Genomic DNA, 25886 nt, shown 5'->3' with positions numbered 1-25886 from the left:
AAAGGGAAGCCTTGGGCCTCCCTTTTTATTGGCCGCGTCCTAGACTGTCGGCTTCTTCAATCGACAAGCTGGACACCATGGTTCGCCTACTTTTCTGGATTGCCCTGATCGCCGCCGCGTTCTGGCTGTGGCGCAAGTTCAAAGTCAGCCAACAGTCGCACCCCGAGGCGAAGCTGGATGCGCCGCTGAAGATGGTGCGCTGCGCCCATTGCGGTGTGCACCTGCCCAACGACCGGGCACTGCAGCAAGGCAACGATTGGTATTGCAGCCAGGCACACTTGCAGCAAGGCCCTGGCCGCCAGAACTGAACACAAAGCCCGCTGTGGAGCGACCTTGCGTCGCTCCTACACTCGCTACGCATACTCCTGCCGATACTTATCCCTCCCCGACCCTTTCACACCATTTACGACCCCTCCCCCGCCGCCAGCATTGACCCACCCCAGTAAAATTCGCTAAATCCTATTTATCCGCATAAATATGAAAAATAGCGAAATGCTCAAACCCAAACGCAAGCGCCAGAAGCTGTCCGATGTGATCGTCGAATCGGTCAAGCGCTCGATCGTCACCGAAGCGCTGCACCCAGGCGATCGCCTGCCCACCGAACGTGAGCTGATGGAGCATTTCGAGTGTTCCAAGGGCACCGCCCGCGAAGCGCTCAAGGCGTTGGAGGTCGAAGGCCTGGTGAGCACCCGTACCGGGCCGACCGGCGGCGCCTACCTGAACGAAGTGGGCACCGAACCGGCCAGCCGTGCGTTGCGCAACTACCTGCACTTTCAACACCTGGACGGCGAGCAGGTGTACCAGCTGCGCAAAGTCATCGAGGTGGAGCTGGCGGTCTCGGTGATGGGCAAGCTGAGCGAAGCGGACTATGCCGTGCTGCAGGCCAACATCGATTTCTGCAGCGCGCCGGAAGACAGCGAAGAAGGCCAGCGCGAGCAGCGCCTGGCCGAGCTGGAGTTCCACACCTTGCTGGCCGACCGCTGCCCCAACCCGTTGCTGCGTTTCATGGCGGTGTTCCTCAATGACCTGTTGCGCGACCTGGTAGTGCTGAAAAAAGCCTACCTGCCCAAGCGCCAACAGTTCGCCGCCGCCAATATCGACTACCACAAGCAACTGCTGACCGCCCTGCGCGCCAGCGACGAACCCGCTGTACGCCGGCTGATGCACGAACACATGTGCGACGCCGAGCACCACATGACCGCGCTGGAAGGCGAGGTTGCCCGTAACTTCCTGCTGGAGTTCAACCACAACCACTGATGCGCCTGGAAAGAGGCCTGCACACAGGCCCGGCCGTACCCGCTTTGTCATTGCCACTCCTGCCTAATAACCACAACCAAGGAGTTACTCATGCAAAGACGTACCCTGCTCAAGGCAGGCCTTGCCCTGGGTGCCTTAGGTAGCCTCCCCTTGGGGGCGCACCGGGCATTCGCCGACCAACCGTTGACCTTCTATGGGCTCAAGTCCATGTCGGGCGCCTTCGCCAGCTACGGCAAGTACGCCGACATGGGCTCGCGCCTGGCCATTGCCGAATACCCCCAGCTGCTCGGCCACCCGCTCAAGTACAAAGTCATCGACACCGAAGGCAACGCCGGCAAGGCGGTGCGCAAGGTACAGGAAGCCATCGGCCAGGATGGCGCACGCTTCTTCCAGGGCTGCACCCTGTCCTCCTCGGCACTGGCGGTGTCGAAGGAAATCCACAAAGCCGGCGGCGTGTTCATGACGCCTGTGGGCGCCGACGAAATCACCGGCAAAGACTGCAACGCCTCGACCTTCCGCTGGTCGGTGCCCACCTACGGCGCCATTCGCGAAACCTTGGTGCCGATGATCCGCCAACTACCACAGGCCAAGCGCTGGTACACCATCACCCCGCAATACGTGTTCGGTGACGCGTTGCTGGACAATGCCCGCAAGGTGTTCGCCGAGCTTGGGGTGGAACACATCGGTAACAGCTACCACTCGCTGCAGGAGCAGGAATTCTCTGGCTACCTGACCAACGCCATCGCCGCAAAACCCGACGTGCTGGTGTTGCTCAACTTCGGCAGCCAGGCCTCCAACGCCCTGCGCCAGGCGGTCAACTTCGGCATCAAGGACCGCATGAAAGTGCTGATGGTGTGGTCTGCCGGCCTCGACCAGTTCCAGGAGCTGGGCAGCGACGTGCTCGAGGGCGTGTACCTGGGCGCGCAGTACTGGCACCAGGTCGATACCCCGTTGAACAAGCAGTTGGTCGCCGCCACCCGCAAGGCTTACGGCATCAACCCCAACTACCCACTGGCCGCTGACTACATCGGCACCAAGGTCATGCTCGAGGCCATCGTCAAGGCTGGCAGCCTGGACGGTGCCGCCGTGTCTGCGGCATTGCAGGGCATGCGCTTCCAAGGCCCGACCGGCGAAGAACTGATCCGCCCGGGTGACCATCAGGTGCTCAAGGATTACTACCTGCTGCGCGGCAAGCCCCAGGGGCAGATGCGCGACGAGGACGACCTGGCCGAAGTCATCAGTTCGGGCCGCTCGTTCGTCGAGGTCGACCACACCGGTTGCGCCCTGGCCTGAAGCCGCGGCGTTAGTCACAAACACTTGTACAGGCAGCCGCCTCGCGCGCTGTCGAGGGCACGCTCATGCTCGATTTGTACCTGTTCCAACTGCTCAACGGCCTGGGCCTGGGGATGATCTACTTCCTCATCGCCGTGGGCCTGACGATCATTTTCGGCCTGCTCAACTTCGTCAACTTCGCCCACGGTGCGTTCTTCTTGCTGGGCGCCTACCTGTGCTACACCGCCGTAGCGATAACCGGCAACTTCTGGCTGGCGCTGCTGATTGCGCCGCTGGTAGTGGCCGCACTGGCGTGGGCGGTCGAGCGCCTGTTGATCAAGCGCATCTACCACCTGCCGCACACCTTCCAGATCCTCGTCACCCTCGGCATCGCACTGATCATCCAGGAAGCCTCGGTGCTGATCTGGGGCCCGGTGGGCAAGAACATTGCCGTACCGCCGGAGCTGCGCGGCGTGCTGATCCTCGGTGACTTCATCTACCCCTACTACCGCCTGTTCCTGATCGGCTTCGCCGCGCTGATCGGCGTTGGCTTGTGGTTGCTGCTGGAGCGCACCCGCTTCGGCGCACTGGTGCGCGCGGGTAGCGAAAGCACCGAAACCGTATCGCTGCTGGGCACCAATATCTTTCGCCTGTTCTCCCTGACCTTCGCCCTGGGCGTGGGCCTGGCCGGCGTGGCGGGTGTGCTGTTCGCACCACTACGCGGGGCCCAGCCTTTCGTCGGGCCGGAGATCCTCGGCATTGCCTTCGTGGTGGTGGTGATCGGCGGCATGGGCTCGTTCGGCGGTGCGCTGGTTGGCGGCCTGCTGGTGGGTGTGGTGCAAAGCATGATGACCAGCCTCTGGCCGCAAGGCGCCAGCCTGATGATCTACGGCGCCATGGCCGCAGTGATCCTGGTCCGTCCCTATGGCCTGTTTGGGAGAGCCTGACATGAGCGAGAAAAACCCATTGCCAGTCGCCAAGGGCCGCGCCCCGGCACTGCTGTTGCTGGTGGTTGCCAGCCTGGTGGCGCTGCCGTTGCTGCTGCCTTCGGCCACCCTGGCCACCGAAATCCTGATCTTTGCCCTGGCCGCCCTGGCCTGCAACCTGCTGCTCGGCTACACCGGCCTGCTGTCGTTCGGCCAGGGCATCTTCTTTGGCGTGGGCGCCTATGGCGCGGCGCTGCTGATGATTCACCTGCACTGGGGCATGTTCGCCGCGCTGCTTGGCGCAGCCGTGTTCGGCGCCTTCCTGGCACTGCTGGTGGGCGCATTGGCGATCCGCCGCACGGGCATCTACTTCGTCATGCTGACCCTGGCCTTCAGCCAGATGGCCTATTTCCTGGCTTATACCCTAAGCGGCTGGACCGGCGGCGACAACGGCCTGCTCGATGTGCCCCGGCCCAACATCGAAATCGCCGGCCATGTGCTGGTCGACCTGGCTGACCCTCGGCATTTCTATGTGTTCGTCGCCGTGCTGTTCCTGTTGATTTTCGCCGCTGCCTTGCGGGTGATCCGCTCGCCATTCGGCAGCACCCTGCTGGCTATCCGCGAGAACGAGACCCGCGCTGCCGCCATTGGCTACGACACCCGCCACTTCAAGATCCTGGTGTTCATGCTGTCGGGGGCCATCACCGGCATCGCCGGCGCGCTGTACGCCATGCTGCTGCACTTTGCGCCGCTGTCGAACATCGACCTGATGATGAGCGAGAACATCCTGATCATGACCATCGTCGGCGGCACCGGCTCGTTGTTCGGCTCACTGCTGGGGGCCGGCGCCATCGTGCTGCTGGGTGACGTGCTGTCGGAGCTGTGGCCACGCTGGCTGATGCTGCTGGGGGTCATCCTGATTCTGGTGGTGGTGTTCATGCGGGGCGGCCTGTGGGGTGGACTGGCCGAACTGGGCAAGCGCCTGCTGGCCACCCGCAGTGCCAATGACAAATCCCAGGCCAAGACCAAGGAGACCCTATGATGAGCGACTACCTCCTGGAAACCCGCCAACTGGAGCTGGCCTACGGGCCGTTCAAGGCAGTCGCAGGCGTTGACCTCAAGGTCCGCGCCGGCACCATCCACACCGTCATCGGCCCCAACGGTGCTGGCAAGACCAGCCTGTTCCACTGCTTGACCGGCGAGCGTCAGGCCACGGCGGGCAAGATCCTGTTCAACGGCCAGGACATCATCCGCAAGCCGTCCCACGGGCGGGTGGCGCTGGGCATGGCGCGTTCGTTCCAGCTCACCAGCCTGTTCCAAAACCTGTCCGTGCGCGAAAACCTGCGCTTGGCCGCCCAGGGCCGAGACGGCCTGGGCGCCCTGAATTTCTGGCGCAGTGTGGAGCACAAACGCAGCCACTGGAACACCGCCGACCAGGTGCTGGAACGCCTGAAGCTGAGCGCCCGCGCCGAAACCCTGGCCGGCGAGCTGTCACACGGCCAGCAACGGGTGCTGGAAGTGGGCATGTCGATCTGCGCCAAGCCCACCCTGCTGATGCTCGACGAACCCACCTCGGGCATGGGCATCGACGACATTCCGGTGATGACCGACCTGATCAGCGACCTCGGCCGCGACCACACCGTGCTGCTGATCGAGCACAACATGAGCATCGTCATGTCGATCAGCCAGCGCATCACTGTGATGAGCCACGGCCAGATTCTGGTCGAGGGTACCCCTGAACAGGTGCGCAACGACGAGCGCGTACGCACCGCCTACCTTGGAGAGGCCGCCTGATGCTCAACGTCGATTCGATCCACTCCTATTACGACAAGAGCCATGTGCTCGAAGGTGTCTCGCTCAAGGTTGAAGCAGGCGAACTGGTGACGCTGCTCGGGCGCAATGGTGCCGGCAAGACCACCACCCTGCGCAGCATCCTTGGCATCGTCCGCCCACGGCAGGGGCAGATCAGCTTCAACGGCCAACAGTTGGTCGGCCGTGAAATCTTCGATATCGCCCGGCTTGGTATTGCCCTGGTGCCTGAGCACCGTGGCATCTTCCGCCAGCTCAGTGTGGAAGAGAACCTGAAGATAGCCGTGCGCAAGGCCAGCCGCTGGCAGCTGGAGGACGTCTACAGCATGTTCCCACGGCTCAAGGAGCGGCGCCGCAATGGTGGTTTCGCCCTGTCCGGTGGCGAGCAGCAGATGCTGGCCATCGCCCGCGCCCTGCTCAACGGCCCCAAGCTGCTGATCCTCGACGAACCCACCGAAGGCCTGGCCCCGGTGATCGTCGACGAGCTGGTGAAGATCCTGCGGCGGATCAAGGACGAAGGCCTGTCGATCCTGCTGGTGGAGCAAAACCTGATGGTCTGCGATGCACTCGCCGATCGCCATTACGTGCTTGAACAGGGCCGGGTCGCCTACCAGGGCAGCGCCGCGCAGTTCCGCGAGGACCCAAGCATCAAGAACCGTTACCTGGCCCTGAGCGCCTGAAAGGAGAACGCCCATGAACACCCGCACCGATCCTTCGCAGCACTTGCTTGGCCAAGGTTCACTGGTCAGCCGCGAGCGCCTTTGGCAATCGCTGATGGACCTTGCCCAGCTCGGCGCCACTGCCAAGGGTGGCGTGTGCCGCCTGGCCCTGACCGACCTCGACCGCCAGGCCCGCGACCTGTTCGTACGCTGGTGCGAAGAGGCCGGCTGCACGGTCAGCGTCGACGCCATCGGCAACATCTTTGCCCGTCGCCCCGGCCGCAATCCTTCCCTGCCGCCGGTCATGACCGGTAGCCATATCGATACCCAACCCACCGGCGGCAAGTTCGATGGCTGCTACGGCGTCATGGCAGGCCTTGAGGTGATGCGCACGCTCAACGACTTGAAGCTGACCACCGAAGCCCCACTGGAAGTGGTGGTGTGGACCAACGAAGAAGGCTCGCGCTTCCCGCCCTGCATGATGGGCTCGGGCGTGTTCGCCGGGAAGTTCGGCCTGCAGGAGACCCTGGACAAGGTCGACGAGCAGGGCGTGTCGGTTGGCGCGGAGCTGCAGCGCATCGGTTACGCCGGCCCACGCGTGCCGACCGGGCATGCCGTCGGCGCCTACTTCGAAGCGCATATCGAACAGGGCCCGGTGCTGGAAGACCAGCGCACCACCATTGGCGTGGTTCAGGGCTGTCTGGGACAAAAGTGGTTCGACCTGGTGCTGACCGGCGTCGAGGCACATGCCGGGCCCACCCCCATGCACCTGCGCAAGGACGCCCTGGTCGGCGCCGCCGACGTGGTGGCTGCGGTCAACCGCACGGCCCACGCCCACCAGCCACATGCCTGCGGCACAGTGGGCTGCCTGACCCTGCACCCAGGCTCGCGCAACGTCATCCCAGGCCAGGTGCAGATGACCATCGACCTGCGCCACCTCGACCCCAAGCACCTCGCCGCCATGGTCAGCGAAGTACAGGCCGCCATCGAAAGCAGCACGGCCAAGCACGGGCTGAGCTACACGCTGACCCCGACCGCCGACTTCCCGCCGCTGTATTTCGCCGAGCAGTGCGTGGACGCCGTGCGCCAGGGCGCGCGCGAGCTGGGCTTGAGCCACATGGATATCGTCAGCGGCGCCGGCCACGATGCCATCTTCCTCGCCGAGCTGGGCCCGGCCGGGATGATCTTCGTGCCGTGCGAGGGCGGCATCAGCCACAACGAAATCGAAAATGCCGCACCGCAGGACCTGGCCGACGGCTGTGACGTACTGTTGCGCGCCATGTTCCAGGCCGCCAACCCGGGAGCCCGTTGAGATGACCCAGAAAACCGCGATTGGCGAGTTCACTGCCGTCGAACTGCTCGAGCTGTACCAGCGCCGCCAACTGTCCCCAGTCGAGGTAGTCGACGATGTGCTGGCGCGCATCGACCTGCACAACCCGGCAGTCAACGCCTACTGCCATGTCGACGGCGAAGGGGCCCGCGCCGCCGCCCGCGCCAGCGAACAGCGCTGGCAACGTGGCGAACCCTGTGGCCGGCTGGATGGCGTACCCGCTTCGATCAAGGACCTGACCCTGACCCGTGGCATGCCCACCCGCAAAGGCTCGCGCACCACCTCGAGCGCCGGGCCATGGGACATCGATGCGCCCTTCTCCGCGTTCATGCGTGAGGCCGGGGCGGTGCTGGTGGGCAAGACCACCACGCCGGAGTTCGGCTGGAAAGGGGTAACAGACAATCCGCTGTACGGCATCACCCGCAACCCCTGGGATACCAGGCTGACTGCCGGCGGCTCGTCGGGTGGTGCCGCGGCAGCCGCGGCGCTGAACCTGGGTGTGCTGCACCAGGGCAGCGATGCCGGTGGCTCGATTCGTATTCCCTGCGCCTTTACCGGCACCTTCGGCATCAAGCCAACCTTCGGCTATGTGCCGCAGTGGCCAGCCAGCGCCATGACCGTGCTGTCGCACTTGGGGCCGATGACGCGCACCGTGGACGACGCGGTGCTGATGCTCGATTGTGTCGCTCGCCCCGATGCCCGTGATGGCCTGGCCGGTGCACCACGGCAGACACCGTGGCTGGGCCAGCAGCAAGACCTGAGCGGCCTGCGCATCGCCTACAGCGCGAATTTCGGTTACGTGCAGGTCGACCCGCAGGTCCAGGCGCTGGTGGCACAAGCGGTGCAACGCCTGGCGCGGCTGGGTGCGCAGGTAGAGGAAGTGGACCCTGGCTTCAGCGACCCGCTGGAAACCTTCAACACCTTGTGGTTCGCCGGCGCGGCCCGCCTGGCCGGCGCGCTCAGCGAAGAGCAACGGGCGCTGCTGGACCCTGGGCTGCGCTGGATTGCCGAGCAAGGGGCGCAGATCAACCTGCGCGAATACACCCAGGCGCTTGAGGCGCGGGCAGCGTTGATAGCGAAGATGAATGCCTTCCACCAGCGCTATGACGTGCTGCTATCCCCCATGCTGCCGCTGGTGGCATTCGAGGCTGGGCACAACGTGCCGCCTGGGTCGGGGATGGCGCAGTGGATGGAGTGGACGCCGTTCAGCTACCCCTTCAACCTGACGCAACAGCCGGCGGCATCGGTGCCTTGCGGGTTTACCCGCGAAGGGTTGCCGGTGGGCCTGCAGGTGGTGGCCGGGCGCTTCGCCGATGAGCAGGTGCTGCGGGTGTGCAAGGTGTATGAACAGCATTACCCAAGCCGGCACTTGCAGGCTCCTATTACCGGTTGAGCGCTCTAACAGGCTCGCTGGCCCTTTCGCGGGTAAACCCGCTCCCACAGGGATCACACGGTTTTCAAACCTGTGCTGCACCTGTGGGAGCGGGTTTACCCGCGAAGAAGCCCTCAGCCCAAACGACCTTCTGGCGCATAAGGCGCCGGGTCGATAATCGGCTCGGCCCCGGTCAGCAAGTCGGTAAACAATTGGCACGAAGCCGGTGCCAGCACCAGCCCATTACGGTAATGCCCGCAGTTCAGCCACAACCCCGCATGCCCCGGCACCGGCCCGATATACGGAATACCTTCCGGCGAGCCCGGCCGCAGCCCAGCCCAGTGCGCCACCACCGTGGCCCCCTCAAGCTCAGGCAGCAACTCCACCGCCGATGACTTCAGGCTGTCCAGCGCATCCCCGGTCGGGGTCTTGTCATAACCGGCATGCTCCAGCGTACTGCCCACCAGAATGTGCCCATCACGCCGTGGGATCGCATAGCGCCCCTTGGCCAGCACCATACTCGGCAAGAAGTCGTCGGCGCACTTGAACAGGATCATCTGGCCCTTCACCGGCTCTACCGGCAGTTCGAGGCCAAGGGTACGCAGCAGGTCACCACTCCAGGCGCCAGCGCTGAGCACCACTTCATCCGCCACCAGCACGCCGTCGGCGGTCTGCACCCCGGTCACGCGCCCGTCCTGCTGCACGAAACCGGTGATCTGGCAGTGTTCGCGCAAGGTCACGTTAGGCAGCGCCAGCAGCGCCGCCTTCAGCGATTTGACCAACCGTGGGTTGCGCACATTGGCCACCCCAGCCATGTAGATGGCGCGCTTGAAGCCCGGGCCCAGCACCGGCACCGCGTCATAGGCCGCCGAGATATCCACGGCGCTAAGCGGTCGCTGCTCGCGCTCGGCCCAGGCCAACGCTTCGGCCTCGTCGTCCAGATCGAGCCAGTACAGCCCAGTGGTGTGCACTTCGGGGTCGACGCCGGTGCTGGCGAACAAGCGCTCGCCCAGCTGTGGATAAAAGTCTTGCGACCAGTGCGCCAGGGCGGTCACCGCCGGGCTGTAGCGCCATGGGTACAACGGCGAAACAATGCCACCGCCAGCCCAGGACGACTCGCGGCCAACCTCGCCCTGATCACACACCACCACCTGGCCGACCTTTGCCGCCAGGTTGAACGCCGTCAGCAGGCCAATCACCCCGCCGCCGACCACCACTACTTGCTTGTTCATCTGTCGATCCAACACCTGAAGTAAAACCGCGATGCACCGGGCATCATTCAACCTTCAGCTTCCCCAGCAGTGCTCGCTGCCACCAACGGCACCGGGGTTGCTGCGCGCGCCAGCCTGGTCGAGCTGGAAATCGCCACAGCCATCCTGTGCCATCAGCCCATTCGGCAGCCGCCGGGCGTGCAGCGTGAAGGTGTCGCTGCCGCGCTGGGCCTGCAGGCTGTAGTAGCGGGTACCGTCGGGCAAGGCCGGGTCGCCCTCGGCATACTCGCCGGTGCGCACGCGGTGGCGCTCCAGACGCAGGGCGGCATCATGCAGCAGGCCAACCACTTCGCTGCGCGCGGCTCGCCGAAGCTGGTCGCTGTAACTGGGGTAGGCAATGGCTGCCAGAATGCCGGTCACGGCCAGCACAATCAACAACTCGATCAGGCTCAAGCCTTGCTGCATGTCAGTCTCCTCTGAGTCTTTGTCGCCAGGCCATGCGTTGCATCTTGTCGTCGGCCACGGCGTAGACGGCTTCCAGTACCTGTCGTGACTGGGTTTGTTTGCTCACGGCGGTTATCCGAAACAGGGTGGCCTGCGCGCGCTTACTCGGGCCAAGATTCTGCAGGTGGAAATAGCCCTCTTGCGTGCTGTGCCACTGCCCGGCCAGGTCGTGCGGTCGAGCTGGCGGCATGCACGCGGAACACGGATCAGGAGGTGCACGCTTGATCTCGGCCTCCCCTGCTTGCAAGGTGGCCTCCGCTTCTTCGAGCGCCAGCAGACCATCGCGCAGGTGACCGGCCATTCGCGTTTCCACCAAGGCATCACTCAGGGCTGAGGCCGCCAGCAAGCCGAGCAGCAGGCTCAGTACCAACGCCAACAGCAGCACGACACCGCGTTGACGCTTCATGGCCCCGGCACCGAGTTGCGCAGCGCCACGCTAAGCTCATGGCGCTGTTCGAGTTTGAGCGTGGGCTCGTACAACGTGAGCGCGATATCCACTCTCACTCCTTCGGGTGTTTGCACACGTTCGAAGCGCGCCTCTCGTACATTCTCGACCAGCGGCTGAAAGCTTCTTCCTCGCTTGAACTTCAGTTGGTTGCCCTGGAGCTGGTAGACGTATCTGCTGATAGGAAACGCCAGTGGATAGCCCTCTTTGGGATCCACATCCACGCTCACTTTCTCGATGCAGTCTGTGTGCAAGAGCCAGTCAGACTTGCCAGCCTGTCCGGGCAACTCCGCTACAACCAGGCTGAGGGTAGTGGAATCAACTTCCAATGGTCGGGCGAAAGCCAACTGTGAGCCCGGGGCGTTGAAGTCGCCTGGACCGAGCTGAAGACAGCCAAACATCCCCGTCATGCGGATGTCCTGCGCCATACGCAGTAATGCCTGACGTGCTTCATCCTGCATACGCACTGCCGTGCTTTGCAGGCGCCAAGCCTGGTGTGCGGAGGTAAAGAGCTGGCTGGCCGCCGCCAGCAGCAGCAACCCGATGGCCAGTGCCATCACAACTTCAAGCAAACCGAACCCAATCTGGCGGCGCCTCATCGCCGCCTCCGCTCAAGCTCGCTATGCGCCGCCATCGCCGCCCGCCCATCACGGCGTGCGCTTTCCGTCGCCTGCAATGCCTGCAACTGCATCGCTGCGGTTGCGAACATGCCCACGGCCACAACCGCGACAACCAACAGCACTTCCAGGAGCGTCATGCCCCGTTGCCTTACGTGCATCCTTGCACCTCCCGTGACTTTTCCTGCAACAGCCTTGGAACCGGCCGACTAGAACGCTTGGCCAGCGAACGTGAAGCTATAGCCAAGCACTTCCAGGGAGGAATGCACGGTGAGGCAACGCGGCGTAACACTGATTCAAATGTTGTCGGCCTTGGCGGTGGCTGTCTTGCTGACACAGCTGGGTATTCCGGCCTACGCCAGGATGAGTGACGACCTACACCGGGCGGCAGCGGCCCGAGATCTGGCCCAGGCACTGCGCAGTGCGCGCAGCCATGCCGTGCTGCAGGGCCAACCGGTAGTTGTAGTGGCGCTGGACGGTAATTGGGGAATGGCTGGCGTGCAGTGTTAGAGCACAATCAGCAAGTGCTGCGTGAACATCGGCTTTCTCGACCCATGTACATCGCAGCGAATACGGGGGGGCAGGTGAAATTCAGTGCACAGGGTGTGCCGATGCAGCCAAACAACGCTCAGCTGAGTGGCCGGCTTGTAGTCTGCGAAAAAACCAACAGCCCTTATCATGTGGTTCTGGCAAGCACTGGCAGAGTAGCCTTGCGCACAGGCGAACCGAATCATCCGCTGTGCGCAAGGCCCTGATCAGATCAGCGACCGAACCCGCAGCTCTTTAGGCATCGAGAAGGTGATGTTCTCCTCCCGCCCATCCAGCTCTTCAGCGCCCGTGGCGCCCCAAGCTTTGAGTTGCTCGATCACGCCACGCACCAGCACTTCGGGGGCCGAAGCACCGGCAGTGATGCCGATACGCGCGGCCTGGTCGAACCAGCCGCGTTGCAGGTCCTCGGCACCATCAATCAGGTAAGCCGGAGTGCCCATGCGCTCGGCCAGCTCGCGCAGGCGGTTGGAGTTGGAGCTGTTCGGGCTGCCGACCACCAGCACCACGTCACTCTCGCCTGCCAGTTGCTTGACGGCGTCCTGGCGGTTTTGGGTGGCGTAGCAGATGTCGTCCTTGCGCGGGCCACCGATGTTCGGAAAGCGTGCACGCAGGGCGTCGATGACGCGACTGGTGTCGTCCATCGACAGCGTGGTCTGGGTGACGAAGGCCAGGTGGTCCGGGTCGCGCACCTGCAGGTTGGCAACATCTTCCTCGTCCTCGACAAGGTAGATGGCGCCACCGTTGCTGGCGTCGTACTGGCCCATGGTGCCTTCGACTTCCGGGTGCCCTTCGTGGCCGATGAGAATGCACTCACGGCCATCGCGGCTGTACTTGGCCACTTCGATGTGCACCTTGGTCACCAGCGGGCAGGTGGCATCGAACACTTTCAGGCCACGGCCAGCTGCTTCCTGGCGCACGGCCTGGGAAACACCGTGGGCACTGAAGATGACGATGACATCGTCCGGTACCTGGTCCAGCTCTTCGACAAAGATGGCGCCACGGTTGCGCAGGTCTTCCACCACGAACTTGTTGTGCACCACTTCGTGGCGCACATAGATCGGCGGGCCGAAGACTTCCAGCGCGCGGTTGACGATCTCGATCGCCCGGTCGACCCCCGCGCAAAAGCCGCGAGGGTTGGCGAGTTTGATTTGCATGCTCGGCTCCAGGCTTACAGGGCCTTCACCTCGAGGATCTCCACCTCGAAGGTCAGGGTCTTGCCAGCCAGTGGGTGATTGAAGTCGATGGTCACCTGGTCGTCATCGAACGCTTTGACCACACCTGGCAGCTCGGTGTTGGCGGCGTCGTTGAAGATGATCAGCAGGCCTTCGGACAGCTCCATGCCTTCGAAGTTGGAGCGCGGCATAACCTGCACGTTCTGCGGGTTAGGCTGGCCGAAAGCGTTCTCCGGGGCCACTACCACAGTGCGCTTGTCACCGGCCTTGAAGCCGAACAGGGCGCTTTCAAAGCCCGGCAGCAGGTTGCCATCGCCAACCTTGAAGGTGGCCGGGGCTTTGTCGAACGTGCTGTCGACGGTGTCGCCGTTTTCCAGGTGCAGCGCGAAGTGCAAGGTGACTTCGGTGTTCTGGCCGATACGGGTGTCAGTCATGGACCGGATCCTCGGACTTCTTGCTCTTGAACATATCCAGCGCCAGCATCACCGCACCAACGGTGATGGCGCTGTCGGCCACGTTGAAGGCCGGGAAGTAGTGGCGGTTCTGCCAGTGCACCAGGATGAAGTCGACCACATGGCCCAGCACGATGCGATCGTACAGGTTACCGATGGCGCCACCCAGCACCAGCGCCAGTGCCACGGCCAGCCAGGTCTCGTTGCGCCCCAGGCGCTTGAGCCATACCACCAGCACGGCACTGACCACCACGGCGATCAGGGCGAACAGCCAGCGCTGCCAGCCAGCGCCATCAGCGAGGAAGCTGAACGCGGCACCGGTGTTGTAGGCCAACGTCCAGCTGAAGTAGTCAGGGATGACCACAATCTGCTGGTACATGGTCAGGGCGTTGTTGAAGTACAGCTTGGTGGCCTGGTCGAGGACCAGGACCAGCAAGCTCAGCCAAAGCCATGCAAGGCGCCCGAAGCGCCCCGCTGCAGGGTTAGGCATAGTGGCGCACCTCACCCGAACCGCTCAGGTTGTCGACGCAACGGCTGCAGATTTCCGGGTGCTCCGGGTGGCTGCCAACGTCGGCGCGGAAGTGCCAGCAACGGCCGCACTTGGCGTGGCCGGACTTGACCACCTTCAGCTTGAGGCCTTCGACTTCGGTGGCCACGGCTTCGGCCGGCGCCTGAGCGAACGGCACCACGCTGGCGGCCGAGGTGATCAGCACGAAGCGCAGTTCGTCGCCCAGCTTGCCCAGGTCGGCGCTCAGGCCTTCGTCGGCGTACAGGGTCACTTCGGCCTGCAGGTTGCCACCGATCACCTTGGCGGTACGCTGGTTCTCCAGCTCTTTGTTCACCGAGGCCTTCACCGCCATCACGCGGTCCCAGTAGGCGCGGTCCAGCTCGGTGCCTTCCGGCAGCTCGCTCAGGCCCTGGTACCAGCCGTTGAGCATTACCGACTCGTTGCGCTCGCCCGGCAGGTACTGCCAGATTTCGTCGGCGGTGAACGCCAGGATTGGCGCGATCCAGCGCACCAGCGCCTCGCTGATGTGGTATAGCGCGGTCTGGCAGGAGCGGCGGGCGACACTGTTGGCACCAGTGGTGTACTGGCGGTCCTTGATGATGTCGAGGTAGAAGCCGCCCAGTTCCTGTACGCAGAAGTTGTGCACCTTGGAGTAGACGTTCCAGAAACGGTACTCGCTGTAGTGCTCTTCCAGCTCGCGCTGCAGCAGCAGGGTGCGGTCCACGGCCCAGCGGTCCAGTGCCAGCATGTCTTCCGGGGCCAGCAGGTCGCGGGCCGGGTCGAAGCCGGACAGGTTGGACAGCAAGAAGCGCGCGGTATTGCGAATACGGCGATAGGCGTCGGCGCTGCGCTGCAGGATCTGCTCGGAAACCGCCATTTCACCGGAGTAGTCGGTGGCCGAAACCCACAGGCGCAGGATGTCGGCACCCAAGGTGTTGTTGACCTTCTCCGGTTCGATGGTGTTGCCCAGCGATTTGGACATCTTGCGGCCGTTTTCGTCCACGGTGAAGCCATGGGTCAGCAGCTCGCGGTATGGCGCGTGGTTGTCGATGGCGCAACCGGTCAGCAACGACGAGTGGAACCAGCCACGGTGCTGGTCAGAGCCTTCCAGGTACAGGTCGGCGACCGGGCCGGTGGTGTGGCCGATGTCGTGCGAGCCACGCAGCACGTGCCAATGGGTGGTACCCGAGTCGAACCACACGTCGAGGGTGTCGGTGATCTTGTCGTACTGGTCGGCTTCAACGCCCAGCAGCTCGGCGGCGTCCAGCTTGAACCAAGCCTCGATGCCCTCCTGCTCGACGCGTTTGGCCACTTGCTCCATCAGCTCGACAGTGCGCGGGTGCAGTTCGCCGGTCTGCTTGTGCAGGAAGAACGGGATTGGCACGCCCCAGTTGCGCTGACGCGAAATGCACCAGTCCGGGCGGTTGGCGATCATCGAATGCAAGCGCGCCTGGCCCCAGGCCGGCACGAACTTGGTGTCTTCGATGGCTTTCAGCGCGCGCTCACGCAGCGGCTCGCCGGTGGTTGGCTGCTTGTCCATGCCCACGAACCACTGCGCAGTAGCACGGTAGATCAGCGGGGTCTTGTGGCGCCAGCAGTGCATGTAGCTGTGGCTGATGGTTTCGGTGTGCATCAGCGCACCGACTTCGCTCAGCTTCTCGACGATGGCCGGGTTGGCCTTCCAGATGAACTGGCCGCCGAAGAATGGCAGCGACTCGACATATACACCGTTGCTCTGCACCGGGGTGAGGATGTCGTCGTTGACCATGCCGTAGCGCTTGCAGGTAACGAAGTCGTCTTCACCGTATGCAGGTGCCGAATGCACCACGCCGGTACCCGCGCCCAGCTCGACGTAGTCGGCCAGGTAGATTGGCGACAGGCGATCATAGAACGGGTGACGGAAGTTGATCAGCTCCAGCGCCGAACCTTGGGCGGTGGCGATGATCGAGCCTTCCAGGTTGTAGCGCTTGAGGCACGATTCGACCAGCTCCTCAGCCAGTACCAGCAGGCGCTCGCCGGTGTCGACCAGGGCGTACTTGAACTCCGGGTGGATGTTCAGCGCCTGGTTGGCCGGGATGGTCCACGGGGTGGTGGTCCAGATCACGATGGCGGCCGGTTTGGCCAGCGACGCCAGGCCGAAAGCAGCGGCCAGCTTGGTTTCATCGGCAACCGGGAAGGCCACGTCGATGGTCTGGGATTTCTTGTCGGCGTACTCGACTTCCGCTTCAGCCAGGGCCGAACCGCAATCGAAGCACCAGTTCACAGGCTTGAGGCCCTTGAACACGAAGCCTTGCTTGACCATCTCGGCCAGGGCGCGGATTTCACCGGCCTCGTTGGCGAAGTTCATGGTCTTGTACGGGTTGTCCCAGTCACCCAGCACGCCCAGGCGAATGAACTCGGTCTTCTGCCCTTCGATCTGCTCGGCGGCGTATTCGCGGCACAGCTCGCGGGTGCGGTCGGCGGACAGGTGCTTGCCGTGGGTAACCTCGACCTTGTGCTCGATCGGCAGGCCATGGCAGTCCCAGCCCGGTACATACGGCGCATCGAAGCCGGCCAGGGTCTTGGAGCGGACGATCATGTCCTTGAGGATCTTGTTCAGCGCATGACCGATGTGAATCTTGCCGTTGGCATAGGGCGGGCCGTCGTGCAGGACGAACTTGGGACGATCCTTGCCAATTTCGCGCAGCTTCTGGTACAGGCCAATGCTGTCCCAGCGCTGCAGGATCTGCGGTTCGCGCTGAGGCAGGCCGGCCTTCATGGGGAAGGCGGTGTCCGGAAGGTTAAGCGTGGCTTTGTAGTCGGTCATTTCAGGCTCTTCGTTAGCGGTTGAGCGTGCCAATGTGCACGTGCGGCGGCGATATCCGCATCGATCGCCGACTTCAGCGCCTCCAGGGAGGCGAATCGCTGCTCTTCACGCAGCTTGTGGTGGAACTCCACCGTCAGGCGCCGGCCATACAGGTCACCGGCATAATCCAGTAGATGAATTTCCAGGTGCGGGCGCCCATCACCGGCAACGGTGGGACGCACGCCAATATTGCCGACACCCGGCCAGGCCTTGCCGTCGATTTCGATGCTGGCCAGGTAGACCCCGGACAGCGGCACGCGGCGGCGCTTGAGCTGGATATTGGCGGTAGGTGTGCCGAGCTGGCGGGCCAGCTTCTGGCCATGCAGTACGCGGCCAGTGATGCTGTACGGGCGACCCAGCAGGTGCTCGGCCAGTTCGAAGTTGCCCTCGGACAGGGCCTTGCGCACTTCGGTGCTGCTGACCCGCAGGCCGTCCTGGATTACCGTGTTGGCGGCCTCGACGGTAAAGCCGTACTGCTTGCCGGCCTCGATCAGGAAGGCGAAATCGCCAGCACGGTCGCAGCCAAAGCGGAAGTCATCGCCCACTTCGAGATGACGCACACCCAAGCCGTCGACCAGGATGGCCTTGACGAAGGCATCGGCGCTGAGCTTGCTCAGGCGCTGATTGAACGCCAGGCACAAAACCCGGTCAATGCCCTCGGCGGCCAGCAGCTCGACCTTGTCGCGCAGGCGGGCCAGGCGCGCCGGCGCGGTTTCAGGGGCGAAGTACTCGCGTGGTTGCGGTTCGAAGATCACCACGCAGGTCGGCAGGCCCAAGGCCTGGCCGCGCTCGCGCAGACGCGCCAGGATTGCCTGGTGGCCGCGGTGAACCCCGTCGAAGTTGCCAATGGTGGCGACACAGCCCCGGTGCTCGGGGCGCAGGTTGTGAAGACCTCGAACCAGCTGCATAACGCGCTTCTTGCTCATAAAGTGGCCGATTATAACCACACCCGGGCGCTGGTGACAGGCAGCAGCGCCCAAGGGCGGCGTGGAATGCGAAAAACCGACGTTTGACCCGCCCCAAGCCTTAGTGCAAGGCCTTGCGGGCGAAATGCCGAGGCCGGAAGCCGCACAGGTACAGGCAGCCGAAATACGTCACGACGCCCGCCAGGATCAACGCCCCCAGGCGCAGGAAGCGCTCGAGCATGATGCCCTGCTCCCAGGCCGGCATATAGTGCATGCCCGCCAACAGTACCGCCGACATGAGTGCCACTGCCAAAACAAGCTTGAGCAGGAACATTGCCCAGCCTGGCTGAGGTTCGAACAACTGCTGACTGCGCAGCTTCCAGAACAGCAAGCCGGCATTCAGGCAGGCACCGAGGCTGATCGCCAATGCCAGGCCGGCATGTGCGAGCGGCCCGACCAGGGCAAGGTTGAACAGCTGAGTGCAAACCAGCGTGAAGATCGCGATTTTCACCGGCGTGCGGATATTCTGCTGCGCATAGAAGCCGGGTGCCAGTACCTTGACCAGAATGATCGCCAGCAAGCCCACGGAATAGGCCATCAGCGCCCGCTGGGTCATGGCCGCATCGAACGCACTGAATTTGCCGTATTGAAACAACGCAACGGTCAGTGGCTCGGCAAGAATGGCCAGCGCCAGGGTGCAGGGCAGCACCAGCAGGAAGCACAGGCGCAGGCCCCAGTCGAGAATCCGCGAGTACTCCTCGCGGTCCTTGTTGGCGTAGGTCTTGGCCAGGGTCGGCAGCAGGATCGTGCCCAATGCCACGCCCAGCACACCCGAAGGCAACTCCATGAGGCGGTCGGCGTAGTACATCCACGACACCGAGCCGGCCACCAGGAAGGAAGCGAAGATGGTGTTGATGATCAACGAGATCTGGCTCACCGACACCCCGAGAATCGCCGGCAGCATCTGCTTCAGTACCCGCCACACACCGGCGTCCTTTAAGTTCAGGCGCGGCAGCACGAGCATGCCGATCTTCTTCAGTGCCGGCAGCTGGTACAGCAACTGCGCCAGGCCACCGGCCAGCACGCCCCAGGCCAAGGCCATGATCGGCGGGTCGAAGTACGGTGTCAGCAGCACGGCGAAGGCGATCATCGCCACGTTCAGCAAGGTCGGGGTGAAGGCCGGTACCGAGAAACGGTTCCAGGTATTGAGGATCGCACCGGCCAGGGAAGACAGCGAGATCAGCAATATATAAGGAAAGGTCACTCGCAACAGGGCGGTGGTCAGCTCGTATTTTTCGGCGCTGTCAACAAAACCCGGGGCCGTCGCCCACACCACCCAGGGCGCCGCCAGGATACCGATGGCGGTCACCAGGGCCAGGACCAGGGTCAGCAGGCCGCTGACGTAGGCAATGAAGGTGCGTGTCGCCTCCTCGCCCTGCTGGGTCTTGTATTCGGCCAGGATCGGCACGAAGGCCTGGGAGAATGCACCTTCAGCGAAGATCCGCCGCAACAGGTTGGGCAACTTGAACGCGATGAAGAAGGCGTCGGTGGCGACACCGGCACCGAAGATGCGCGCCAGGATGGTGTCGCGGACGAAGCCCAGCACCCGCGAAATCATGGTGATCGAGCTTACTGCAGCCAGGGATTTGAGCAGGTTCATCGAAAAGATTCACGCCAATGACAGAGGACGCTGCCAGACAGCGTCCGAATGTGCGATACTCCCGCGCCTTCGCAGGGGAGCCAAAAATTCCCGAGTGTACAGGTCGCGCAGCAGAAAGGAATCTTTCCCGCTTGTTGGCGCACCGCTCGGCGGAACCTTGCAGGTGGCCTTGACAATCGATCTACTGATCGGCATGATTCGCGGCCTATTTTGTTTGCTATTTACCTAAAGTCTTTCGAGGAGCTCGACGGTGGCCAACACACCTTCCGCCAAGAAACGTGCAAAACAGGCTGAGAAGCGTCGCAGCCACAACGCCAGCCTGCGTTCCATGGTCCGCACCTACATCAAGAATGTAGTTAAAGCCATTGACGCAAAAGACGCCGAAAAAGCGCAAGCCGCTTACGTTCTGGCTGTACCTGTAATCGACCGTATGGCCGACAAAGGTATCATCCACAAGAACAAGGCTGCTCGTCACAAAGGCCGTCTGAATGGCCACATCAAGGCGCTGAAAGAAGCTGCAGCTGCCTAAGCGACGCGCTAGTCGAAAAACCGACCCTAGGGTCGGTTTTTTGTTGCCTGCAATTTATTGGAATCCTTCGGTCCCAATATTTATGGTCAATTGACACAATTCATCATCAATTGACACCTGCAGGAGCGGGCAAACCCGCCCCTGCAGACACTCTTACCTGGCGATTTGGATCTTCGGCGCCCACTGCATCCATTCATCCTCCGCCTTGTCGAACAAGGCGAATGTCTGCTGCGGTCGTGCTGGGTTGCCCATCTGCTCGCCATCTGGCGTTGCAAAAGCGATACCGCCATCGATCAGGGTCTGCACCGACTCGGTGCGCACCGTGGCGCCCTTGAACAGCCCCCAATCGAAACCGAAGCCACTGCTGTTCCAGAAACGGCTACCGCTGCGTACCAAGGCGGCATAGCGCGGCTCGATGAGGATATGGATCAGCACACGGTCAGCGCTCTGGCCCAGCTCGAAGCCTGTCACCTTGCCCACCGCAACCTCACGGTAGGTCACCGGCACACCCGGTTTGATCGAGCCACGGCGTGGCGCACTGAGTGTCAACGGCAGACCGACCTCTGGCCCCGCCACCTGTGGAGCATCGGCCAAGGCAATGAAATCACGCTGCGGACCACGGTCCTTGGCTGCCGGCTGCACTTCCAGGTACTGGCCGCCAATCAGGGTGTCGAGGTTCTCGGTGCGCACCAGGCCTAATGCTGGCTTGACCACCCAGAACTGCGTACCGGCGCGGGCGATACGGTCCGCCGCTTCGGTAATGCGCGCCCGCAGCAGCACGGCCTGCAAGTCATCGGTGAGGTCGACGCTTTCGATACTGCCCACATCCAGGCCACGGAAGCGGATCGCCGTACCCGGCTTCAGGCCATCTGCACGGTCGACACGGATGGTGATCAACGTGCCGGCACGGTTTACCGCTTCTTGGCTGTCATGCAGGCGGAAGCGCGGAATGTGCCGTTTCAGCGCCACATCGGGCCGCGGCGTGTCGAAGGCGATACCACCGGCCATCAATGTTTGCAGTGATTCACTCTTGATCTTGATGCCAGAAAGGCCGCCGGTCAGGGTGATACCACTGACGTTCCAGAAGCGCGACGAACCATTGACCAGCTTTTCGTACTCCTTCTCGATATGTACACCGATCAGGATGCGGTTGCTGTTGCGAGCGAACTGGTAGCTTTGGACGCTACCCACCTTCACCTGGCGGTACATAACCGGGCTGCCGACTTCCAGCGAACCCAAGGTGTCGGCGAACAACACCATGTGCAGGCCCGGTGCCTTGAGATCGAGTGGCGGCGCCTTGGCACGGGCTTCGAACTCACGCTCTGGCCGTGCGCCCTTCTCACCGGGGCGAATGGCGATGTAGTTACCTTTGACCAGCGCTTCCAGGCCAGTGATACCCGCCAGGGAAATCGACGGTTTGACTACCCAGAACTGAGTCCCGTCCACCAGGTAGTCTTCGGTCAGCGGGTCCAGTGTCAACTCGGCCGACGCGCTGGACAGGTTGTCTTCCATCTTCAGGGCCTTCAGCGAGCCCACCTGAATACCCTTGTACATAACCGGCGTGCGACCCGCCTGCAGGCCTTCATAATCGCTCAGTTTCACTTTGACCCGAATACCGGCCTGGGCTGCATCAAAGTCCTCATACAGGCGGAATGGCAGGCTCGGGTCGGTGGGCGGGCTGTCCTTGCGGTATTCCGGCGTGGCGAAGGCGATACCACCGGCCACGATGCTCGACAGCGACTCGCTGCGCACCTTCACACCTGACAGCGAAGCATCGATGCTGACGCCGCTGGCATTCCAGAAACGCGTGTGTTTACGCACCAGGCTGGCGTAGGCGGGCTCGATGAAGACTTTGACCTCGACGGTGCTCTGGTCCTCGGACAGTCGGTAGCTTTTCACTCGACCCACCTGAATCTGCTTGTAGAACACCGGGCTGTCACGGTTGAGCGAACCCAGCCTGTCGGCCTTGAGGGTCAGATGCAGGCCAGGCTCCGTATCCGAGAGCGGCGGGGCCACCTTCAACGCGGTAAAGCGCTTGGTACGCTCCCCCTCCCCTGGACTGACGGCGATGTAGTTACCCGACACCAGTGTCTCAAGGCCGGTAATACCCGCCAGGCTGACACTGGGCTTAACCAGCCAGAAGCGTGTGCCCTTGGTCAGGTGAGGCTCCGCAGCCTTGTTCATCTCGATGGTGGCGATCACTCCCTGGTTGTCGCCCTCGGCATCGAGCACCAGGTTCTTCACCTTGCCTACCGGCATGCCCTTGTAGATGACTTCGGTCTTGTTGGCGACGATACCTTCACCCGACTCGAAGCGGACTTCAATTTCTACCCCCGCCGAGCTGTAGGCCTGCCACGCGAGCCAGCCACCGATCATCAAGGCGATCAAAGGCAGAATCCAGATGGCCGACCAGTTAGAGGCTGGGCGGGTTTTAGCCGTTGGCAGGTCACTCATGGTCGTCATCCGACTCCGTGTTATCCCAAATCAGTCGGGGATCGAAAGTTAAAGCGGCAAGCATTGTCAGGATCACCACAGTTGCGAAGGCGACAGCGCCCAGATTGGCTTCGACACTGGCTATTCGGCCGAAATTCACCACGGCCACCAGGATGGCGATGACGAAGATATCGAGCATGGACCAGCGCCCAATGAATTCGATGAAGCGGTACATCAATATCCGTTGCCGCGCCGAAAGCGGCTGGTGACGCTGAACGGAGTACAGCAGCAGGCCAATGCCCACCAGCTTGAACGTGGGCACCAGGATACTGGCAATGAACACCACCGCAGCAATGGGCACCATGCCGTGCTTGAGCAGGGTAATGACGCCGGACATGATCGTGTCGGGGCTGCCCTGACCGAGTGTACTCACAGTCATGATCGGCAGCAGGTTGGCCGGGATGTACAAGATCGACGCGGCAATCAGCAGCGCCCAGGTACGCACGATACTGTTTGGGCGGCGAGCATGGACAATGGCGCCGCAGCGTGTACAGGTCTGCGACGTGCTGTCTTGCACTTGCTTGTTCAGTTCATGACATTCATTGCAGACAAGAATGCCTGCATCAATCGCCCGCATGCAGGTCCTCCCCCGAAAGTGCACTCCAAATCTGGTGCGGTGACATCACCACCTCAAGCCATACCTGGATCAACAACAGGCTGATGAAACAGAACAGCCCCAGGCCCACGGTCAACTCGGCCAGGTCCACCAGCTTGACGATAGCCACCAACACCCCCATGAAATAGACCTCGAGCATGCCCCAGTCACGCAGGTGGTGATAGATGCGGTAGAACAACAGGCCGAAGTTACGCCCCACGTTCAAGCGGATACTCAGCAGTACCGCCAGTTGGCAGAGCAGTTTTGCCAAGGGGATGGCCATGCTGCACAGGAACACGACTACCGCTACACCACGCATCTGCGAATTGTACAGGCCCAATACGCCGCTCCAGACAGTATCGTCCGAGGTCTGGCCAAGCAGGTGCAACTGCATGATCGGTAGAAAATTGGCAGGCACGAACAGCAACAGCGCGGTCAGTACCAACGCCAGGCTACGGTTGACCACGTTGTGCCGATGAGCATAAAGCTCGTAACCGCAACGTGGGCATTGGGCTTTCTCACCGTGCTGGAGCACGGGCTTGCGCAGCAGCAGGTCGCATTCGTGGCAGGCGACAAGCTCGTCCAACGGCAATTGGGCCAAGGTTTCAGGTTCGACAGAGTTGGGCATATAGCGCTTCTGAATAGGTGCGTGGAGCTATTCTAGTGTTCTGGCTCGAATTGTGGGAGCTGACCTTGGCCTAGAGGGGGGTGGGGTAATCCCTATGAGACGTGGCTTTTCAGGCTACAAAGACAAAACCCCTACCTGCATGTGCAGATAGGGGTTTTGCGAAATGAATCTTGACGATGACCTACTCTCACATGGGGAAACCCCACACTACCATCGGCGATGCATCGTTTCACTGCTGAGTTCGGGATGGGATCAGGTGGTTCCAATGCTCTATGGTCGTCAAGAAATTCTGTAGCCAGAATGTCCAGATGGACAGCCCAGCGAATTCGGATATGTGATTGTGTGGTTCGTTGCGAACTTTCGGTTCGTATCATCTTCACCACCGCAATTTGGCTGACGCACAAATTGCTTGGGTGTTATATGGTCAAGCCTCACGGGCAATTAGTATTGGTTAGCTCAACGCCTCACAGCGCTTACACACCCAACCTATCAACGTCGTAGTCTTCGACGGCCCTTTAGGGGATTCAAGATCCCAGTGAGATCTCATCTTGAGGCAAGTTTCCCGCTTAGATGCTTTCAGCGGTTATCTCTTCCGAACATAGCTACCCGGCAATGCCACTGGCGTGACAACCGGAACACCAGAGGTTCGTCCACTCCGGTCCTCTCGTACTAGGAGCAGCCCCTCTCAAATCTCAAACGTCCACGGCAGATAGGGACCGAACTGTCTCACGACGTTCTAAACCCAGCTCGCGTACCACTTTAAATGGCGAACAGCCATACCCTTGGGACCGGCTTCAGCCCCAGGATGTGATGAGCCGACATCGAGGTGCCAAACACCGCCGTCGATATGAACTCTTGGGCGGTATCAGCCTGTTATCCCCGGAGTACCTTTTATCCGTTGAGCGATGGCCCTTCCATACAGAACCACCGGATCACTAAGACCTACTTTCGTACCTGCTCGACGTGTGTGTCTCGCAGTCAAGCGCGCTTTTGCCTTTATACTCTACGACCGATTTCCGACCGGTCTGAGCGCACCTTCGTACTCCTCCGTTACTCTTTGGGAGGAGACCGCCCCAGTCAAACTACCCACCATACACTGTCCTCGATCCGGATAACGGACCTGAGTTAGAACCTCAAAGTTGCCAGGGTGGTATTTCAAGGATGGCTCCATGAGAACTGGCGTCCCCACTTCAAAGCCTCCCACCTATCCTACACAAGCAAATTCAAAGTCCAGTGCAAAGCTATAGTAAAGGTTCACGGGGTCTTTCCGTCTAGCCGCGGATACACTGCATCTTCACAGCGATTTCAATTTCACTGAGTCTCGGGTGGAGACAGCGCCGCCATCGTTACGCCATTCGTGCAGGTCGGAACTTACCCGACAAGGAATTTCGCTACCTTAGGACCGTTATAGTTACGGCCGCCGTTTACCGGGGCTTCGATCAAGAGCTTCGCTTGCGCTAACCCCATCAATTAACCTTCCGGCACCGGGCAGGCGTCACACCCTATACGTCCACTTTCGTGTTTGCAGAGTGCTGTGTTTTTAATAAACAGTCGCAGCGGCCTGGTATCTTCGACCGGCATGGGCTTACGGAGCAAGTCCTTAACCCTCGCCGGCGCACCTTCTCCCGAAGTTACGGTGCCATTTTGCCTAGTTCCTTCACCCGAGTTCTCTCAAGCGCCTTGGTATTCTCTACCTAACCACCTGTGTCGGTTTGGGGTACGGTTCCCAGTTATCTGAAGCTTAGGAGCTTTTCTTGGAAGCATGGTATCAACCACTTCGTCGCCTAAAGGCAACTCGTCATCAGCTCTCGGCCTTGAAATCCCGGATTTGCCTAAGATTCCAGCCTACCACCTTAAACCTGGACAACCAACGCCAGGCTGGCCTAACCTTCTCCGTCCCTCCATCGCAATAACTGGAAGTACAGGAATATTAACCTGTTTTCCATCGACTACGCTTTTCAGCCTCGCCTTAGGGACCGACTAACCCTGCGTCGATTAACGTTGCGCAGGAAACCTTGGTCTTTCGGCGTGCGAGTTTTTCACTCGCATTGTCGTTACTCATGTCAGCATTCGCACTTCTGATACCTCCAGCAAGCTTCTCAACTCACCTTCACAGGCTTACAGAACGCTCCTCTACCGCATCACCAA

At 61.9% G+C, this 25886-nt stretch carries 24 protein-coding genes, 2 rRNA genes and 1 pseudogene (1 of these 27 only partly in view); 11 read left to right on the top strand and 16 right to left on the bottom strand.

Going from position 1 to position 25886, the window contains the following annotated elements:
* Positions 1–77: 77 nt before the first annotated feature.
* The 9 genes from AB5975_13415 to AB5975_13375 all read left to right on the top strand — a co-directional run bounded on the left by AB5975_13415 (position 78) and on the right by AB5975_13375 (position 8646).
* Positions 78–308 carry a PP0621 family protein gene (locus tag AB5975_13415; protein ID XDR22702.1) on the top strand — a complete coding sequence of 77 codons (231 nt, stop codon included), beginning with the start codon at positions 78–80 and terminating at the stop codon, positions 306–308.
* A 184-nt stretch (positions 309–492) separates the two neighbouring features.
* Complete coding sequence (locus tag AB5975_13410) at positions 493–1257, top strand: FadR/GntR family transcriptional regulator (GenBank protein XDR22701.1); 765 nt, start codon at positions 493–495, stop codon at positions 1255–1257.
* 90 nt (positions 1258–1347) lie between these two features.
* A complete protein-coding gene (locus AB5975_13405; GenBank protein ID XDR22700.1) occupies positions 1348–2550 on the top strand; it encodes an ABC transporter substrate-binding protein in 1203 nt (400 codons plus the stop codon).
* A 65-nt stretch (positions 2551–2615) separates the two neighbouring features.
* Complete coding sequence (locus AB5975_13400) at positions 2616–3476, top strand: branched-chain amino acid ABC transporter permease (GenBank protein XDR22699.1); 861 nt, start codon at positions 2616–2618, stop codon at positions 3474–3476.
* Position 3477: 1 nt separating this feature from the next.
* Positions 3478–4497, top strand: a complete 1020-nt coding sequence (locus AB5975_13395) for a branched-chain amino acid ABC transporter permease (protein XDR22698.1) — start codon at positions 3478–3480, stop codon at positions 4495–4497.
* Positions 4497–5249, top strand: a complete 753-nt coding sequence (locus tag AB5975_13390) for an ABC transporter ATP-binding protein (GenBank protein ID XDR22697.1) — start codon at positions 4497–4499, stop codon at positions 5247–5249. Before AB5975_13395 ends, AB5975_13390 begins: the two co-directional genes overlap by 1 nt.
* Entirely contained in the window at positions 5249–5944 is a 696-nt protein-coding gene (locus tag AB5975_13385; GenBank protein ID XDR22696.1) for an ABC transporter ATP-binding protein, read from the top strand. The genes AB5975_13390 and AB5975_13385 overlap by 1 nt, the downstream gene beginning before the upstream one ends.
* Before the next feature lie 13 nt (positions 5945–5957).
* Positions 5958–7235 (top strand): Zn-dependent hydrolase, encoded by a 1278-nt coding sequence (locus tag AB5975_13380; GenBank protein XDR22695.1) that lies wholly within the window; start codon positions 5958–5960, stop codon positions 7233–7235.
* 1 nt (position 7236) lies between these two features.
* Entirely contained in the window at positions 7237–8646 is a 1410-nt protein-coding gene (locus AB5975_13375; protein ID XDR22694.1) for an amidase, read from the top strand.
* Positions 8647–8759: 113 nt separating this feature from the next.
* Here the strand turns inward: AB5975_13375 and thiO are convergent, their stop codons facing one another.
* From thiO to AB5975_13350, 5 genes are read right to left on the bottom strand one after another with little or no spacing between them, the layout of a single operon-like run.
* Positions 8760–9857 (bottom strand): glycine oxidase ThiO, encoded by a 1098-nt coding sequence (gene thiO / locus AB5975_13370; GenBank protein XDR22693.1) that lies wholly within the window; start codon positions 9855–9857, stop codon positions 8760–8762.
* Positions 9858–9911: 54 nt separating this feature from the next.
* Positions 9912–10301, bottom strand: coding sequence for a type IV pilin protein (locus AB5975_13365; GenBank protein ID XDR22692.1), 390 nt, complete (start codon positions 10299–10301; stop codon positions 9912–9914).
* 1 nt (position 10302) lies between these two features.
* Complete coding sequence (locus AB5975_13360; GenBank protein ID XDR22691.1) at positions 10303–10746, bottom strand: hypothetical protein; 444 nt, start codon at positions 10744–10746, stop codon at positions 10303–10305.
* On the bottom strand, positions 10743–11384 hold the full coding sequence (locus AB5975_13355) for a PilW family protein (GenBank protein ID XDR22690.1): 642 nt from the start codon (positions 11382–11384) through the stop codon (positions 10743–10745). Before AB5975_13355 ends, AB5975_13360 begins: the two co-directional genes overlap by 4 nt.
* A complete protein-coding gene (locus AB5975_13350) occupies positions 11381–11563 on the bottom strand; it encodes a prepilin-type N-terminal cleavage/methylation domain-containing protein (protein XDR22689.1) in 183 nt (60 codons plus the stop codon). The genes AB5975_13355 and AB5975_13350 overlap by 4 nt, the downstream gene beginning before the upstream one ends.
* A 109-nt stretch (positions 11564–11672) precedes the next feature.
* Here AB5975_13350 and AB5975_13345 point away from each other — a divergent pair.
* Positions 11673–12157 (top strand): annotated as a pseudogene (locus AB5975_13345) (GspH/FimT family pseudopilin).
* Here AB5975_13345 and ispH read toward each other — a convergent pair.
* From ispH to murJ, 6 genes are all read right to left on the bottom strand, one after another.
* Entirely contained in the window at positions 12158–13105 is a 948-nt protein-coding gene (gene ispH, locus AB5975_13340) for a 4-hydroxy-3-methylbut-2-enyl diphosphate reductase (protein XDR22688.1), read from the bottom strand.
* Between the two features lie 14 nt (positions 13106–13119).
* Positions 13120–13557 (bottom strand): FKBP-type peptidyl-prolyl cis-trans isomerase, encoded by a 438-nt coding sequence (gene fkpB, locus AB5975_13335; GenBank protein XDR22687.1) that lies wholly within the window; start codon positions 13555–13557, stop codon positions 13120–13122.
* Positions 13550–14065, bottom strand: coding sequence for a signal peptidase II (gene lspA, locus AB5975_13330; GenBank protein XDR22686.1), 516 nt, complete (start codon positions 14063–14065; stop codon positions 13550–13552). Before lspA ends, fkpB begins: the two co-directional genes overlap by 8 nt.
* Positions 14058–16889, bottom strand: coding sequence for an isoleucine--tRNA ligase (gene ileS / locus AB5975_13325; protein ID XDR22685.1), 2832 nt, complete (start codon positions 16887–16889; stop codon positions 14058–14060). The genes lspA and ileS overlap by 8 nt, the downstream gene beginning before the upstream one ends.
* Positions 16886–17836, bottom strand: a complete 951-nt coding sequence (gene ribF, locus AB5975_13320; protein ID XDR22684.1) for a bifunctional riboflavin kinase/FAD synthetase — start codon at positions 17834–17836, stop codon at positions 16886–16888. The genes ileS and ribF overlap by 4 nt, the downstream gene beginning before the upstream one ends.
* A gap of 118 nt (positions 17837–17954) precedes the next feature.
* On the bottom strand, positions 17955–19493 hold the full coding sequence (murJ, locus tag AB5975_13315; GenBank protein XDR22683.1) for a murein biosynthesis integral membrane protein MurJ: 1539 nt from the start codon (positions 19491–19493) through the stop codon (positions 17955–17957).
* A 250-nt stretch (positions 19494–19743) separates the two neighbouring features.
* On the opposite strand from murJ, the gene rpsT reads away from it, so the two are divergent.
* Complete coding sequence (rpsT, locus tag AB5975_13310) at positions 19744–20022, top strand: 30S ribosomal protein S20 (protein ID XDR22682.1); 279 nt, start codon at positions 19744–19746, stop codon at positions 20020–20022.
* 153 nt (positions 20023–20175) lie between these two features.
* Here the strand turns inward: rpsT and AB5975_13305 are convergent, their stop codons facing one another.
* The 5 genes from AB5975_13305 to AB5975_13285 form a co-directional block, all read right to left on the bottom strand.
* Positions 20176–22476, bottom strand: coding sequence for an MlaD family protein (locus tag AB5975_13305; GenBank protein ID XDR22681.1), 2301 nt, complete (start codon positions 22474–22476; stop codon positions 20176–20178).
* On the bottom strand, positions 22469–23092 hold the full coding sequence (locus tag AB5975_13300) for a paraquat-inducible protein A (GenBank protein XDR22680.1): 624 nt from the start codon (positions 23090–23092) through the stop codon (positions 22469–22471). The genes AB5975_13305 and AB5975_13300 overlap by 8 nt, the downstream gene beginning before the upstream one ends.
* Positions 23079–23738, bottom strand: a complete 660-nt coding sequence (locus AB5975_13295; protein XDR22679.1) for a paraquat-inducible protein A — start codon at positions 23736–23738, stop codon at positions 23079–23081. The genes AB5975_13300 and AB5975_13295 overlap by 14 nt, the downstream gene beginning before the upstream one ends.
* A 168-nt stretch (positions 23739–23906) precedes the next feature.
* Positions 23907–24022, bottom strand: a 5S ribosomal RNA gene (gene rrf, locus AB5975_13290).
* Positions 24023–24158: 136 nt separating this feature from the next.
* Positions 24159–25886 (bottom strand): 23S ribosomal RNA (locus AB5975_13285); it runs 1165 nt beyond the window's last position.

The organism is Pseudomonas putida (assembly GCA_041071465.1).
Taxonomy (GTDB): Bacteria; Pseudomonadota; Gammaproteobacteria; order Pseudomonadales; family Pseudomonadaceae; genus Aquipseudomonas; species Aquipseudomonas putida_P.
This window is presented reverse-complemented; position numbering and strand designations above follow the sequence as displayed.